At 66.5% G+C, this 14687-nt stretch carries 14 protein-coding genes and 1 pseudogene; 10 read left to right on the forward strand and 5 right to left on the reverse strand.

Annotated features, from left to right (window positions below):
* The first annotated feature begins 2 nt into the window (after nucleotides 1-2).
* The 5 genes from argB to AC1AYX_RS02840 all read left to right on the forward strand — a co-directional run bounded on the left by argB (nucleotide 3) and on the right by AC1AYX_RS02840 (nucleotide 5222).
* On the forward strand, nucleotides 3-959 hold the full coding sequence (argB, locus tag AC1AYX_RS02820; RefSeq protein ID WP_476502086.1) for an acetylglutamate kinase: 957 nt from the start codon (nucleotides 3-5) through the stop codon (nucleotides 957-959).
* Nucleotides 949-2268 (forward strand): acetylornithine transaminase, encoded by a 1320-nt coding sequence (locus tag AC1AYX_RS02825; RefSeq protein WP_476502087.1) that lies wholly within the window; start codon nucleotides 949-951, stop codon nucleotides 2266-2268. The genes argB and AC1AYX_RS02825 overlap by 11 nt, the downstream gene beginning before the upstream one ends.
* A 42-nt stretch (nucleotides 2269-2310) precedes the next feature.
* Entirely contained in the window at nucleotides 2311-3276 is a 966-nt protein-coding gene (gene argF / locus AC1AYX_RS02830) for an ornithine carbamoyltransferase (protein WP_476502088.1), read from the forward strand.
* Nucleotides 3273-3782, forward strand: coding sequence for an arginine repressor (locus AC1AYX_RS02835; protein ID WP_476502089.1), 510 nt, complete (start codon nucleotides 3273-3275; stop codon nucleotides 3780-3782). The genes argF and AC1AYX_RS02835 overlap by 4 nt, the downstream gene beginning before the upstream one ends.
* 201 nt (nucleotides 3783-3983) lie before the next feature.
* Entirely contained in the window at nucleotides 3984-5222 is a 1239-nt protein-coding gene (locus AC1AYX_RS02840; RefSeq protein ID WP_476502090.1) for an argininosuccinate synthase, read from the forward strand.
* A 100-nt stretch (nucleotides 5223-5322) separates the two neighbouring features.
* Here the strand turns inward: AC1AYX_RS02840 and AC1AYX_RS02845 are convergent, their stop codons facing one another.
* Together AC1AYX_RS02845 and AC1AYX_RS02850 are read right to left on the reverse strand one after the other, a co-directional pair.
* Nucleotides 5323-6027: a response regulator gene (locus tag AC1AYX_RS02845; RefSeq protein ID WP_476502199.1), complete on the reverse strand. Its 705-nt coding sequence runs from the start codon at nucleotides 6025-6027 to the stop codon at nucleotides 5323-5325.
* On the reverse strand, nucleotides 6027-7316 hold the full coding sequence (locus AC1AYX_RS02850; RefSeq protein ID WP_476502091.1) for a sensor histidine kinase: 1290 nt from the start codon (nucleotides 7314-7316) through the stop codon (nucleotides 6027-6029). The genes AC1AYX_RS02845 and AC1AYX_RS02850 overlap by 1 nt, the downstream gene beginning before the upstream one ends.
* Before the next feature lie 234 nt (nucleotides 7317-7550).
* Between AC1AYX_RS02850 and AC1AYX_RS02855 the strand changes: the two genes are divergently transcribed.
* The 4 genes from AC1AYX_RS02855 to AC1AYX_RS02870 all read left to right on the forward strand — a co-directional run bounded on the left by AC1AYX_RS02855 (nucleotide 7551) and on the right by AC1AYX_RS02870 (nucleotide 12177).
* Nucleotides 7551-8513: an ABC transporter ATP-binding protein gene (locus AC1AYX_RS02855; RefSeq protein ID WP_476502092.1), complete on the forward strand. Its 963-nt coding sequence runs from the start codon at nucleotides 7551-7553 to the stop codon at nucleotides 8511-8513.
* 38 nt (nucleotides 8514-8551) lie between these two features.
* Nucleotides 8552-9841, forward strand: a complete 1290-nt coding sequence (locus tag AC1AYX_RS02860) for an ABC transporter permease (protein ID WP_476502093.1) — start codon at nucleotides 8552-8554, stop codon at nucleotides 9839-9841.
* A complete protein-coding gene (locus tag AC1AYX_RS02865) occupies nucleotides 9828-11213 on the forward strand; it encodes an ABC transporter permease (RefSeq protein WP_476502094.1) in 1386 nt (461 codons plus the stop codon). Before AC1AYX_RS02860 ends, AC1AYX_RS02865 begins: the two co-directional genes overlap by 14 nt.
* Before the next feature lie 121 nt (nucleotides 11214-11334).
* Nucleotides 11335-12177, forward strand: a complete 843-nt coding sequence (locus tag AC1AYX_RS02870) for an HAD family hydrolase (protein ID WP_476502095.1) — start codon at nucleotides 11335-11337, stop codon at nucleotides 12175-12177.
* A 21-nt stretch (nucleotides 12178-12198) separates the two neighbouring features.
* Here the strand turns inward: AC1AYX_RS02870 and AC1AYX_RS02875 are convergent, their stop codons facing one another.
* Complete coding sequence (locus AC1AYX_RS02875; RefSeq protein ID WP_476502096.1) at nucleotides 12199-13611, reverse strand: ATP-binding protein; 1413 nt, start codon at nucleotides 13609-13611, stop codon at nucleotides 12199-12201.
* Between the two features lie 169 nt (nucleotides 13612-13780).
* On the opposite strand from AC1AYX_RS02875, the pseudogene AC1AYX_RS02880 reads away from it, so the two are divergent.
* Nucleotides 13781-13915: pseudogene (locus AC1AYX_RS02880) on the forward strand (HAD hydrolase family protein); the annotation flags it as partial.
* A gap of 12 nt (nucleotides 13916-13927) precedes the next feature.
* Here AC1AYX_RS02880 and AC1AYX_RS02885 read toward each other — a convergent pair.
* Together AC1AYX_RS02885 and AC1AYX_RS02890 are read right to left on the reverse strand one after the other, a co-directional pair.
* Nucleotides 13928-14203, reverse strand: a complete 276-nt coding sequence (locus AC1AYX_RS02885; RefSeq protein WP_476502097.1) for a Txe/YoeB family addiction module toxin — start codon at nucleotides 14201-14203, stop codon at nucleotides 13928-13930.
* A gap of 1 nt (nucleotide 14204) precedes the next feature.
* The gene (locus tag AC1AYX_RS02890; RefSeq protein WP_476502098.1) at nucleotides 14205-14462 is read right to left on the reverse strand and encodes a type II toxin-antitoxin system RelB/DinJ family antitoxin; all 258 of its coding nucleotides are present in this window, start codon (nucleotides 14460-14462) and stop codon (nucleotides 14205-14207) included.
* Nucleotides 14463-14687: the final 225 nt, after the last annotated feature.

Genomic DNA, 14687 nt, shown 5'->3' on the forward strand with positions numbered 1-14687 from the left:
ATATGTCAAGCGAACTGAAGGGACCCGGATTCCACTTCGACGTGCACACCGACTTGCGCGCCGACCAGAAGGCCGAAGTGCTCATCGAGGCGCTGCCGTGGCTCGAGGAGTTCGCCGGCCAGCGCATCGTCGTCAAATACGGCGGCAACGCGATGATCGACGAACACCTCAAGCAGTGCTTCGCCGAGGACATGGTGTTCCTGCGTCAGGTGGGCCTACACCCGATCGTCGTGCACGGCGGCGGCCCGCAGATCTCCCAGATGTTGAAGGCCCTCGGCATCAAATCCGAGTTCAAGGGCGGCCTCAGGGTCACCACGCCCGAGGCGATGGACGTGGTGCGCATGGTCCTGACCGGCAAGGTGTCGCGTGAGCTCGTCGGTCTCATCAACGCACACGGCCCGCTCGCCGTGGGGCTTTCCGGCGAGGACGGCGGCCTGTTCTCCGCCATGCAGCGCCGGCCCGTCATCGACGGCAAACCCACCGACATCGGCCTCGTCGGCGACGTCGTCTCCGTCGACGCCTCCGCCGTCGAGGACCTCGTCAACGCGGGCCGCATCCCCGTCGTCTCCTCGGTCGCTCCGAACGAGGACGACGCCACCGAAGTGCTCAACGTGAACGCCGACTCCGCGGCCGCCGCGCTCGCCTCCGCCGTCGGCGCGCACAAGCTCGTCATCCTCACCGACGTGGACGGCCTGTACGCCGACTGGCCGGACCGCAACTCGCTGATCGGCCGCATCGGCGTGGAGAACCTGCGCGACATGCTGCCCGACCTCGAATCCGGCATGCGCCCGAAGATGGAGGCGTGCGTGCGCGCCATCGACGGCGGCGTGCCCCAGGCGCACATCATCGACGGCCGCAAGCCGCATTCCATCCTGAACGAGATTTTCACCTCCGCCGGCATCGGCACCATGGTCGTGCCCGAGGACGGCATCGAAATGAGGAGCTCCTATGTCTTCTGACGTGAACAGCACCACGCCCGCTGCGGGCCCGGAACCGCTCGGCCCCAAGGATTCCCAGTGGCTGGGGGAGTATTCCCAGGTCCACATGAACGTGTTCGGCACGCCGCTGCGCGTCATGGACCACGGCCAGGGCGCCCACGTGTGGGACGTCGACGGCAACGAATACCTCGACTTCCTCGGCGGCATCGCCGTCAACTCGATCGGCTACGCGCATCCCAAGTGGGTGAAGGCCGTCGCCGAACAGGCCGCGAAGGTCGCGCACGTGAGCAACTACTTCGCCACCGAACCGCAGATCGAGCTCGCCGCGCGCCTCGTCAAACTGGCGGGCGCCCCCGAAGGCTCCCACGTCTACTTCGGCAACTCCGGCGCGGAAGGCAACGAGGCGGCCCTGAAGCTCGCCAAACTGTACGGCCGCACCCTGCCCGGCGCCGCGCCCTCGATGGGCGGCAAGCCGGCGCGCATCATCGCCCTGACCAACGGATTCCACGGCCGCACGCTCGGCGCCCTGTCCGCCACGTGGAAGCCCGCCATCCGCAAGCCGTTCGGCCCGCTCGTGCCCAACATCGAATTCGTGCGCGCCGGCGACCCGCTCTCCCTGTACGAGGCGTTCAGCGAGACCGGCGTCGGCCCCTACGGCAAAGGGCCGGTCGCCGCCGTCATCATGGAGCTCATCCAAGGCGAGGCCGGCGTGAAGCCCCTGGGCGCCGACTACGTCAAGAAGGTGCGCGAGATGTGCGACATCAACCACGCGCTGCTCATCATCGACGAAGTGCAGACCGGCATCGGCCGCACCGGCGCATGGTTCGCCTTCCAGCGCGAGGACCTGTCCGGCGGCATCACGCCCGACATGGTCACCTTCGCCAAGGGCGTGGCCGGCGGCTTCCCGATGGGCGGCATGATCGCCTTCGGCGAGAAGCTCTCCGCCCTGTTCACGCCCGGCTCCCACGGCTCCACCTTCGCCGGCAACCCGCTTGGCGCCGCCGCGGCCCTCGCCACGCTCGACGTGATCGAGGAGGACGGCCTCGTCGCCAACGCCGAAGCCCGCGGGCATCAGCTGCGTGACGGGCTCATGGCCGCCGGCAACCCGCTGTACGTCTCCACGCGCGGCCGCGGCCTGCTCGACGCCGTCGAACTCGCCCACCCGTGCGCCCACGCCGTGATGAACTGGTGCCTCGAACGCGGCCTCATCGTCAACGCGGTGCGCGCCGACGCCCTGCGCTTCGCCCCGCCGCTCATCGTCTCCGAGAAGGACGTCGACGACGCGCTCGCCATCCTCAAGACCGTCCCCGGCGACCTCCCCGACGACTGACCGCAACCGCCCGCCACCCGCACACCCGAAAGGACAACCACCATGACCCCCGAACTGCGCCACATGCTGCGTGACGACGACCTCGACCACGAGGAGCAGAAGCAGGTCCTCGAACTCGGCATGAAGTTCCGCGAGAACCGCTTCTACCATCAGCCGTTCGCCGGCCCGCAGGCCGTCGCCGTGCTGTTCGACAAGCCGTCCACCCGCACCCGCTCCAGCTTCTCCATCGGCGTGGCCGAACTCGGCGGCTACCCGCTCGTCATCGACAAGTCCGGCTCCCAGCTGGGCCGCGGCGAGCCGGTCGGCGACACCACCGAAGTGCTCACCCGCATGGCCTACGGCCTCGTGTGGCGCACGTTCGGCCAGGACCGCGTCGAGGAGATGGCCGCGCACGCCACCTGCCCGGTCGTCAACGCGCTGACCGACGACTTCCACCCCTGCCAGATCCTCGCCGACTTCCTCACCATCGCGCAGTTCCGCGGCGGCGTGGACGCGCTCAAGGGCAAGACCATCGCCTACGTGGGCGATGCGGCCAACAACATGTCCAACTCGTACCTGCTCGGCGGCGCCGTCGCCGGCATGCACGTGCGCGTCGCCGGCCCGCAGGGCTACCTGCCCCGCCCGGACATCGTCGCCGACGCCGAGCGCATCGCCGCGGAGAACGGCGGTTCCATCCTCGTGACCACCGACGCGAAGGAGGCCGTCAAGGACGCCGACTGCGTGTTCACCGATACATGGGTCTCGATGGGCGAGGAGGCCGAATACGCGATCCGTTCCAAGCCGTTCTGGAACTACCAGGTGAACGACGAGCTCATGGCGCTCGCCAAGCCGGACGCGCTGTTCCAGCACTGCCTGCCCGCCTACCGCGGCAAGGAGGTCACCGCTTCGGTAATCGACGGCCCGCAGTCCGTCGTGTGGGACGAGGCCGAGAACCGTCTGCACGCGCAGAAGGCGCTGCTCACCTGGCTGGTCGGCAAGCAGCGCGGCGACGAAAGCCTGCTCGCATGAGCCAAACGCGTCCGTCCCTCCACCGTCCGGCCACGCGCGCTGCGCGTCTGAGCGCCATCGAAGAGGTGCTGCTCACGCACATCATCACCTCGCAGTCCCAGCTGTCGTCGATTCTCGCCGACGAGGGCATCGCGGTGACGCAGGCGACGCTGAGCCGCGACCTCGACGAGATGAACGCGTTCAAGAAGCGGCTTCCGGACGGCACGATGGCCTACGCGGTCGGCCATGAGCCGTCCGGTGACGAGCAGCAGGACTCCGCCAAGGCGGAGGCGCAGATGTCGCGCGTGCTGTCCGGTCTGGTGACCTCGGTCGCGGCGGCCCGCAACCTCATCGTCATCCACACGCCGTCCGGCGCCGCCCAGTACGTCGCCTCGGTGATCGACAAGCAGCCGATCGACGGCCTGCTCGGCACGATCGCCGGCGACGACACGGTGATGGCGATCTGCAAGGACGACGACACCGCCGTCGCCCGCGCCGACTGGCTTCTCGCCCTCGCTTCCAAGTGACTGTTGTCCCGGCCCCCTCTGTCGAGGGGGCTCCCGCGTAGCGGGTGGGGGTCCTCCCGCCGGCGGGAGGTGTCGCGCAGCGACGGAGGGTGGTCTTCGGGACCGCCCGCAACCCTCGCGTACATATGCTGGACACGCCGTGCATAAATATACAGACTTCTGTATATACTTGCATCAGTTTGTTTTGAAGAAAGGCATCCCATGGCAGATAACAATCGACTCGTGCTCGCCTACTCCGGCGGCCTCGACACCTCCGTCGCCATCTCCTACCTCAAGGAGCGCACCGGCAAGGACGTCGTCGCCGTGTCCCTCGACGTCGGCCAGGGCGGCGAGAGCCTCGAGACCATCAAGCAGCGCGCCCTCGCCTGCGGCGCCGTCGAGGCCTACGTGGTCGACGCCCGCGACGAGTTCGCTAACGAATACTGCATGAAGGCCCTCAAGGCCAACGCCATGTACGAAGGCGTGTACCCGCTGGTCTCCGCCATCTCCCGCCCGCTCATCTCCAAGCACCTCGTGCGCGCCGCCCACCAGTTCGGTGCCGATACCATCTCCCACGGCTGCACCGGCAAGGGCAACGACCAGGTCCGCTTCGAGGTGTCCATCGCCTCCATCGACCCGACGCTGAAGGCCATCAGCCCGATCCGCGACCTCGCGCTCACCCGCGACGTGGAGATCGCGTTCGCCAAGGAGCACAAGCTGCCGATCACCCAGACCGAGAAGAGCCCGTACTCCATCGACCAGAACGTGTGGGGCCGCGCCATCGAGACCGGCTTCCTCGAGGATCCGTGGAACGGTCCGACCAAGGACTGCTACTCCTACACCGACGACCCGGCGTTCCCGCCGGTCGAGGACGAGGTCGTCATCGAGTTCAAGCAGGGCGTGCCGGTCAAGATCGACGGCCGCGACGTCACCCCGCTGCAGGCCATCGAGGAGATGAACCGCCGCGCCGGCGCCCAGGGCATCGGCCGCATCGACCTCATCGAGGACCGTCTCGTCGGCATCAAGTCCCGCGAGCTGTACGAGGCCCCGGGTGCCGTGGCCCTCATCACCGCGCACCAGGAGCTCGAGAACTGCTGCCTCGAGCGCGAGCAGCACCGCATCAAGCGCGACATCGACAAGCGCTGGGGCGAGCTGGTCTACGATGCGCAGTGGTTCAGCCCGGCCACCCAGTCCCTGAACGCGTTCATCGAGGACACCCAGAAGTACGTGTCCGGCGAGATTCGCATGGTGCTGCATGGCGGCCGCGCCGTCGTCACCGGCCGTCGCTCCGACACCTCGCTGTACGACTACAACCTCGCCACCTACGATTCCGGCGACAGCTTCGACTCGAAGTCCTCCAATGGCTTCATCGACATCTACGGCCTGCCGAGCCGCGTCGCCGCCGCCCGCGACGTCAAGTTCGGCAACGGCATCGAAGTGCCGAACAACACCGTCGAGTAAGACGGATGGTCTGACGAGAGCCGCCTAAGGGCCGCTTCCGTCTGATTGGTTTCCCGAAGGGACCGGTTCGCGCCGGTCCCTTCGTCGTATCCAAGCCGCGTCAGCGGTGGGCGTTGATCCACAGGATGGCGAGCTGGGTGCGGTTGGTCAGTCCCAGCTTGTCGAGCGCGCCGCTCACCCGGTTGCGCACCGTGCCCTCGCTCAGGCACAATCGGTGCGCGATGTCGCGGTTGTCATATCCTTCGGCCACGAGCGAGGCGACCTCACGCTCCCGCTCGTTGAGCATCGACTCCACGACCGCCGCATCGGCCGATGTGGCTGAACCATCCGATGCGCCTGTGTCGCCCGATGACGTGCGCCCGTGGGATGGGGGAGCGGAAGCCGCCGTGGCGTCGTCGCCGGTGAGCTTGCCGAGCACGTCGGAGCCCAGCACCACCTGGCCGGCCATGACCGCCTGCAGCGCCGGCCCCACGGCCGTGACGTCCTGTTTGATGAGATAGCCCTTCGCGCCCAATGCCATCGCCTGCGTGATGTACGCGCGGTCCGCGAACGTGGTCAGGAACAGGATGCGCGCCGCCGGGTCGCGCCCCAATATCTCCCGCGCCGCGTCGAGACCGTCACGCCCCGGCATCTGGATGTCGATGAGCAGTATGTCCGGCCGCGCGTCAGGCGTCGAGGAATACCGCGCGACCGCATCGTCGCCGTCGTTCGCCGTCCACAACACGTCGGCCGCGCCGGTCGCGGTCAGAATCGTCTCCAACGACTGGCAGACGATCGGATCGTCGTCCACGATCGCGATACGCATCATGCACCCGCCTTTCCTCGGTTTCCACGATTCTCCTGATGTCCCATATCCGGAGTCTTCCGTGTGCCGCAGTCCGCGGCCCAACGGGCCTTCGGGATTGAGACGAACACACGCCAACCCCCATCGTAGGGGCCGCAGTACGCGGTGCCGCCCAAGGCGCGCACCCGCGATTCGATGTCGGCGACCCCCATGCCGTGCGGGGGAGCGCCGGCGGGACCGCCATCGCCGTCCAACGGGATCGCGGGGCCGGGGTCGGAGACGACCAGCTGCCAGAACGCGGGGAAATCACGCAGCGTCACCCGCGCCTCGTGCGCCATGCTGTGATGCGCGACGTTCGCCAACGATTCGCGGATCACCGTCGCGAGACACCGTGAAACCGGTGCGGGGGCGGCGTCGATATCGTTCTCCAGACGCACCTCCAACCCCGGATTCAGACCGGTGCCGCCGCCCTCGCCGGCGGAGGCGAACGGCCGGGCCGCATCCTCGATCTGCGCGATGAAATCGGTGCCGCCATCCTCCAGATCATGCACGGACCGGCGCACCATCGTCATCGCGTCGTCCAACGTCGCGCCCAACGCGCCGAATCCTCGCGCCGCGACGGCGTCGCCGGTGGCGTCGGCCACCGCGCGCCCGGCCTGCGCCTGCATGATCGCGCGCGTCAGCAGATGACCGACGTTGTCGTGGATGTCGCGGGCGATGCGCGTGCGCTCGCCGAGCGTCGCCATGCGCACCGACTGCGCCCGCTCCTCGTCCAGATCGGCGATCCTGATTCGCGACGAACGTGACGATTCACGCAGACGGTCCTCGGTGCGGCGCAGCGCGCGGCGCAGCGCGGGGACGTCGCGCGAATCCGCACCCATCAAGAAGCCCACGCACGTCGCCGTGACCATCAGCGCAGTCGGGGCGACATCGCCGCCCGCATGCGCCTCGACCGCCATCGGAACCAGCGGCGCCACCCACAGCCAGCGCGCGATCAGCGGCATCAGACCGGCGAGACGATTCGGACGATTCGTATGGTTCGTGTGATTCGTGACCGCCGGAATCCGCGCCATATCGAAGGCGACGAGCGGCAGGAACACACGGCAATCCGAGACGATTACGGCGATGAGGCAGAACACGGTCGCCGGCAGGAGCGCCGCGCGCCTGCCGGACGACCATTCGGACAGGGCGGAGACAATCACGGCCATCAGCATCGCCGTGACCAGCGACGCATCCACGGCGATGTGCGCGACCGGCGCGAACGTGAGACAGAACGCGAGCAGCACCCCCTTCCCGATCATCGCCCGCATGGAATCCTCCGTCGTCCGCACCGAACCGTCATCCTCCAGCCTACCCGCTTCGCCGCGGCACATCCCGGACCGCCCCGCGCCTACCGTCCATTCCCGCAATCCGTCCCGCACCCGATGTCATCGGAAACCGGTGACGAATGTCACCTGCGTCACGCCGATACGTGACGTTTGCAGGTGGCGGGACGCGCACGCGGGTGGGACGATGGAGACAACCACCCAAGGAAGGGAGCGGACATGACGGACGACCACACGACCACCGCGACTTCGGCCATCAGCGTGACGAAACTCGTCAAACGCTACGGCGACATGGTGGCGCTCGACCATTTCGACCTTGACATCCGGCAGGGCGAGATCTTCGGCTTGCTCGGCACCAACGGCTCCGGCAAGACCACGGCCATCAACTGCATCCTCGCCCTGCTCTCCTACGATTCGGGCACGATCCGCGTGTTCGGCGAGCCGATGACGCCGACCAGCTACGCGCTCAAACGGCGCATCGGCCTCGTCCCGCAGAACGTCGCCGTGTTCAACGAGCTGACCGTCGAGGAGAACATCGACTACTTCTGCTCGCTGTACGTGCCGAAGAAGGCCGACCGTGCGCCGCTCGTCGAGGAGGCGATCGACTTCGCCGGACTCGGCGAATTCCGCCGGTTCCGACCCGGCAAACTCTCCGGCGGTCTGCTGCGACGTCTCAACATCGCGTGCGGCGTCGCGCACAAGCCCGACCTCATCTTCTTCGACGAGCCGACCGTCGCCGTCGACCCGCAAAGCCGCAACGCGATTCTCGAAGGCATCGAACGGCTCAACGCGGCCGGCGCGACCGTCGTCTACACGAGCCATTACATGGAGGAGGTCGAACGGATCTGCGACCGCATCCTCATCATGGACCACGGCCGGCATCTGGCGCTCGGCACCGCCGATGAGCTCAAATCCATGATCGACACGGGCGAACGCATCACCGTCGAAACGCTCGACCTCGACGAGACGACGCTTGACCACGTGCGCGCCCTCGGCTTCGTCATCGAAGCGGATTGGGACGGCCGCGAACTCGACGTGCGCTGCCGCCGCGGCGACCACAATCTCGTCGACGTGCTCGGCGTGCTGCGCGCCGCCGGCGTGAACGTCGGTCACCTCACCAGCCGGCCGCCGACACTCAATGACGTGTTCCTCGAACTGACCGGCAAGGCGCTGCGCGACTGACCGGCATACGCCGCACGCCCCACGGAAAGGAGGCAACCATGTGGACCACATTCGTCATGACGTTGAAGACGAACCTGCGCAACAGGCAATCGCTGTTCTGGCTCATCGTGTTCCCGATCGCGCTCGCCACCCTGTTCAACGGACTGCTCGGCAACCTGGCGGAAGGCTACGAGCTCAAGACCCTGCCCGTGACGGTCGTCGAGGACGCGAACTGGAAGGCGTCGCCCGGTGCGAAGGCGTTCATCGACGGTCTGTCCGGCAAAGGCGGGACCACCGGCACGAGCGACGCCGGCGGCAAAGGCGACGCCACCGGCGAGAGCAGCGAGAGCGCCACCGGCACGACCGTGACCGTCACCAGACTGCTCGACGCCAGGAAGGCCGCCACGCTCGCCGAGGCGCGCGACGCGCTCGCCGACGGCACCGCGAAAGGCTATCTGCGCGTCGACGGCGACGGGCGCATCCGATTGACGTTGTCGTCACGGGCGGCGGAGGCGATGAAGGGCGCGACGGCCACCGATTCGAACGGCGCCGTCACCGTCGCCGCGCTCTCCGGCGTGATCGACCTGTACAACCGGACCGACACGGCGACCCGCGACCTGCTCCAACGGCACCCGGAGGCGCTGAAATCCCGCATGTTCTGGTCGTCCATCGGCAGCATCGCGGGGACGACGCGAGAGATCAGCCTCACGAACGCCACGCCGAACGTGATGGCACGGTATTTCTACGCGCTGCTCGGCATGGCCTGCCTCATGGCCATGGGGTATTCGATCACCGCGGTCACCAGTGCCCAGGCGAACCTGTCCGCGTTGGGCATCCGGCGCACGGTGTCGCCGCTCGGCCGCGGACGGCAGCTCATGGCCGGATTCCTCGCCAGCTGGCTGTGCTCCGACGTGAGCCTCACCATCGCGCTCGCCTACATCCGTTACGTGTGCGGCATACCGTTGGGTGGGCGCGAACCGGCCGCAGTGGCCGCCGTCGCGGTCGCCTCGTTCATGGCGTGCGCGTTCGGCACGATGATCGGCGCGATACCGGGACTCAAGCACAGCGTGAAGATTGGTCTGACCAGCGCGATCCCGTGCACGCTGTCCCTGTTCTCCGGCCTGTACGGCGGCTTCGCGATGCAGCTGAGCGACTGGATCACCCGCCACGCGCCGTTGCTCGCGCTCGTCAATCCCGCCCAGCAGGTGACGAACCTGTTCTACGACATCCTCTACTACGACGACTACCGTCCGTTCGCCACGACCTGCGGCGTGCTCATCGCGATGAGCCTCGTGTTCCTGGCCGCCGGCGTCGTCATGCTCAAGGAGCAACGCTATGAACACCTGTAAGGCCACGCTGCGCGTACTCGCCGCGCACAAGCTGTACATCATCATCTACCTGGTGCTGATCGGCATCATGATGCTCGCCATCAGCGGATCCGCGTTGTTCGGCGACCGGAACGCCACGGCCGACGCGTACGAGCCCGGCCGCGCCACCGTCGCCGTCATCGACCGGGACTCCGACCGCGGCGGCGTCGCCTCCTCGCTGCGCGCGTACCTCGCGGCGGACGACGACGTGATCGACCTCGCCGACGAGCCGCAGGCGCTCCAGCAGGCGGTCGCGTCGAACTGGGTGGACCTCATCGTCATCATCCCGGACGGCTACGCGGACAAGCTGCTCGACTCGGCCGCATCGGGTGGCGCGGACGGTTCGTCCGGGAAAGTCCCGTCCGTCGAGACCGTCACCAGCTACACGTCCGGCGTCGGTTCGATGGCGTCGATGGCCACCGGCGGATTCCTTTCGCTCACGCGCACGGAACTGATCGGCGCGAACGTGGGCGGTGCGTCCGGTGCGAGCGGTGCGTCCGGTGCGTCCGGTGCGGACGGCGCCGTCGCGCGTCCCGGTCTCGACGACCTCACCGCCGCGACGACGCGGGTGCGCGCGCTCGCCCGCGACAAGACCGCGAACCATGCGATCACGGTCGACCACGCCGACGCGGCCGCCGACGCCGCCGACACGTCCGCGGCGGAGCGGACGGCGGCCGGTTTCGGCTCCACGATCAAGTCGGCCCTCTACCCGCTGTTCCTCGCGATGACCGTGTGCACGGCGCTCGTGTCCGGCGTGTTCAACGCGGGGGAGACGCGGCGTAGGCTGTTCGCCTCGCCACAACGCTCCTCGACGATGGGTATGCAGCGCATGGCCACCCTGTGCGGGTTCGCGCTCGTCGTGGTCGCCGCCTACCTGATCGCCGCGGTCGCGCTGATGTTCGCCGCCGGACTCGATCCCGCGTCCCTCGCGCCCGCCGGCGTGGCGATGACGGTCCTGTCGGCGTGTGTGTACGCGCTGATGACCGTCGCCTGCGGCTTCCTGCTCGGCGAGGCGGGGGCCGGCGACACGATGGCCAACGGTTTCGCCAACGTGTTCGGCCTGCTGCTCCTGTTCACCTCCGGACTCTCCCTGCCGGTGGACATGATTCCCGAATCGATGCTCGTGGTCGGGCGGATGCTGCCCGGCTGGTGGTATTGCGCGTCGATCGACGACGCGCTCGGCATCGGCACGGCGGCGTCCGACGGCATCGACGCGGCCGGCTGGGCGACGGGCACCAGCATCGTCGCATTGTTCGCCGTCGCGTTCGTCGCGCTGGGGCTCGCGGTCGGCCGCATCCGCCGCTCCCGTCCCGCGCCGGTCTCCGCCGCGACGACGCAGCTCGCCGAAGCGTGAGCGGGGGAGCGGGGCCGTGTGCGTAACCGTGTGCGCCACGTATGATGGTGGCGGATTCGGTGACGGCTCACGGACAGACGGGTTCATAAACGAACGGGTTCACGGACAAGGAGAGCGAAGCATGGGCGCGAAGAAACTGGTGTTCCTCGACATCGACGGCACGTTGGCGGACGAGAGGCACGTGGTGCCCGAATCCGCGAAGGAGGCGTGCCGCAAGGCGCAGGAGAACGGGCATCTGCTGTTCATCTGCACCGGACGCTCCCTGCCGAAGATCGAGAAGAGCATCCTCGACCTCGGGTTCGACGGCGTGGTCTCCGTGGCCGGCGCGCAGGCGAACATGGGCGACGAGGTCCTGTTTCAACGGTTCGTCGACCCCGAGGCGGTGGACGCCGCCGACGCGTATTTCAAGGAGCACGGCATCGAGGCGTACCAGTGGCAGGGCGCGGACGGCATGTACATCTCGGAAGGCTATGCGCGTCACCTGAAGTCGAAGGGCAAGGCGTTCGACCGCGGCGAGTTCGCGCGGTTCTGGCACCGGATCGACGAGGTCGACGTGCCGGAAGGCTCCACGTTGGGCCGGACGATCCACGTGTCCAAGGGCTCGTACTTCACCGCCCCCGACCCGGACGCGACGTTCGAGGAGACGAAACGCGACCTCTCGCCGTGGTTCACACTCGTGCACGGCTCATATGACAAGATCTCGCCGAACAACGGCGAACTGCTCATCAACGGCGTCGACAAGGGCACCGCGGTGCGCGAGGTCGCCGCCCGGCTCGGCATCGACGTCGCCGACACGATCGCCGTGGGCGACTCCGACAACGACACGGCCATGCTCAAGGCTGCCGGCACGTCCGTCGCCATGGGCAACGCCATTCACGGCATCGAGCGATGGTGCGACATCCAGACCACCGACATCCATGACGACGGCATCGCCAACGCGTTCCGGAAGCTGGGGCTGATCTGAGGGGGCGAGGAGGTCGCTGCCTTACATGTCCTTGAAACTCACCAGCGACACATCGTCCGCCTGCGCCGCACGGCTCGTGACGTGTTCGTCGAAGCCGTTTTTGGAGAAGAGCATGTAGTATCCGTGCTCGGGGTGCAGGAGTTCGGCCCGGCTGCGCAGCGTTTCGAGCTGGCGCAGCCCGGTCGGGACGCTGCGCCACTTGCATTCGCAGAACAGCATGGTCTTCGGGTCCTCCCCGGTGGCGACGATGTCGATCTCCTCCTGGCTGCGGGTCCTGGGGTCGGCTCCCCACCAGCGTCCGGAGTCGAGTATGAGGAACGGCAGTTCCCCGGTCGTGTCGTGCGCCCACAGCCATTGCGTGCAGATGCCCTCGAACACGGGCCCCATGAAGTCGTTGATCGATCGCGTGATGCGTTCGGCGGCGATGTCCGCGTTGCCCGACTGGATCAGCGGCAGGTTCGCCGGTACGTAGCGGTACCAGAATCGGAAGAACGAGTCCTTGATGCGGTAAATCGTCTTGCGTGGCGCGTGTTCGCCGAACGGGGTCTCCTTATAGAGGATGCCCAAGTCGATGAGGTTGCGTAGATACGTGGCGCATGATGCGGTCTCCATATGGCATGCCGTGGCGATGGCGTTCGTCCGCGAGGCGCCTGATGCGATGGCCTGGATGACGGCGTTGTATTCTGACGGCGAGCGCAGCTCCTGCTTGAGCAGGTTGCCGGGTTCCTCGAACAGGTAGCAGTCCGGATCGATGATGTTCCAACGGATGTTGTCCGTGATGCTTTCGGTGTCGTCGATTTGTCTGAGATATTGCGGGATTCCGCCCGTCAGACCGTATGCGATGGCCGCATCCTCGGCGCCGTATCGGGGCAGGAACGTTCGCGTGTCGGCGTAGCCGAACGGCTCTACCTTGATCTGCGCGGTGCGGCGCCCGTACAACGGGCTGGAATATCCGAGCACCTGACGCTCCATGAACGACATCGATGAGCCGCAGAGGATGATCATGAGCCGGCTATCGTCCTTGTGCCGGTCGATGGCGTGTTGCAGGACGGAGCTGATGGACCGGTCGGACTTCGCCAGATAGGGGTATTCGTCGATGACGAGTGCGAGGCGTTTGCGTCGGGCGAGCGAGAACACCGCTTCCAGCGCCGAAGCGAAATCCTGGTAGACCGGTGCGGCGTCAGCCATGTCGGCGAGATCGTCGTCGCCGGCGGCGGCGCGGTACAGGGCGATGCTGCGGCTGAGGTTCTCAAGATTCCGGGCCGTGTTGGATTCGATGGCCGGAAAGAAGATTGACGGGCGTCCGTCGAGGAACCGGTTGATGAGCGTGGTCTTGCCCACGCGTCTCCGCCCGTACACGATGACGCACTCGAATTGCGACGAGTTCCATCGCCGTTCCAACGTGGCGAGTTCCCTGGTCCTTCCCACGAACATGGCGACGACCTTTCCCCGGACGAGATGCGATTTATAGAATCATAATTTACTAAATTATGATTCTATAAATAATCGTACCTTCCGGCAAACGAGCCGCGTCATATGTGGTCGTTTGCAGGTTTGATTGGTTTGGCTGACGTTTTGCGGAAACGGGGCCTGCGCCATGGTGATGCTCAAGGCCGCCGGCACGTCCGTCGCCATGGGCAACGCCATCCACGGCATCGAGCGATGGTGCGACATCCAGACCACCGACATCCACGACAACGGCATCGCCAACGCGTTCCGGAAGCTGGGGTTGATCTGAGAGGTCGTCGTATCAGTGATCGCCGTAATGGGTGCGGCAGACGGCGATTTCGAGATTGTCCGATTCTCCGCCGGTGACGCGGTACACGATGCGGTTCTTGTCGTCTATACGACGAGACCAATAGCCGGATAGGTTTCCGCGTAACGGTTCCGGCATGCCGATGCCGTTCGCCGCGCCGTTGCGTTGGATCTCCTTGATGATCTTGTTGATGCGTTTAATCGTCTTCTTGTCCTGCGACTGCCAGTAGAGGTAGTCATCCCATGCTTCGTCCGTCCAGATAAGCAGCACGTCATTCCTCGATTAGCTCGTGGGCGGTGCCTTGGCCCGCGTCGAGCTTCGCGGCAGCTCTGCGGACCCGAGACATATTCTCGGCCGAGTAGAACGGGTCCGCGGTCACTTCGAACGGGATGCGGCGTTCGCGTACGACCGTCTTGGCGAAGATGTTGAACGCGGCGCTCATGCTGATGCCGAGTTCGCCGCAGACCTCGGCCATGCCCTTCTTCGTGCTTTCGTCAAGCCGGACGTTCACCATGGACGATGTCATCATAGCCTCCATTTGTATATCGGAAATCTATACAAATGATATCTTGGTTGGTCTCGTCATGCAATCCGCCGTGCGCTGTGGGCATCGATTTCGACGAGCACCTGCACTATGTAGTCGATACGTTCGTCTAGCGCGACGATGCAAGGGCGTGGCACTGCATGCACTGCCGACTGACACCGTACTGCGCATGAACGTGCATTTCGACGAGTTCGATCGTGAGGTGCTGGG

This window comes from Bifidobacterium sp. LH_419 (assembly GCF_056356955.1).